This is a genomic window from Pseudomonas sp. SIMBA_068, from assembly GCF_046534705.1.
Classification (GTDB): Bacteria; Pseudomonadota; Gammaproteobacteria; order Pseudomonadales; family Pseudomonadaceae; genus Aquipseudomonas; species Aquipseudomonas putida.
In genome coordinates this window covers 1-382 of sequence record NZ_JAWRYI010000110.1, presented here as the reverse complement: position 1 = coordinate 382, position 382 = coordinate 1, and the positions used below count along the sequence as shown (strand labels likewise).

The 382-nt window shown below is 49.5% G+C and carries 1 protein-coding gene; it reads left to right on the top strand.

The genetic code is table 11. The features are described 5' to 3' along the window. Window positions 1-382 (top strand): glutathionylspermidine synthase family protein (locus SB756_RS28400; RefSeq protein ID WP_410912825.1); only part of this gene is annotated, 382 nt, incomplete at both ends.

Here is a 382-nt window from a genome sequence, read left to right as displayed (position 1 = left end):
CGCGACACGGTGGAAGATCGCGGAACCATTCAGTATTTGCAGGACTGCGCAACGGAAGCTGAAATTGCTACTGAGTTCCTCTACATCGATGATATCGGGTTAGGTGAAAAAGGTCAGTTCACGGATTTACAGGATCAGGTAATTTCCAACCTGTTCAAACTGTATCCGTGGGAATTTATGTTGCGTGAGATGTTCTCAACCAAGCTGGAGGATGCAGGCGTACGCTGGCTGGAACCGGCGTGGAAGAGCATTATCTCCAACAAGGCACTTCTACCGCTACTGTGGGAGATGTCCCCGCATCACCCGAAGCTGCTGCCCGCTTATTTTGCGGAAGATGATCATCCGCAAATGGAAAAATATGTGGTTAAACCGATCTTCTCCC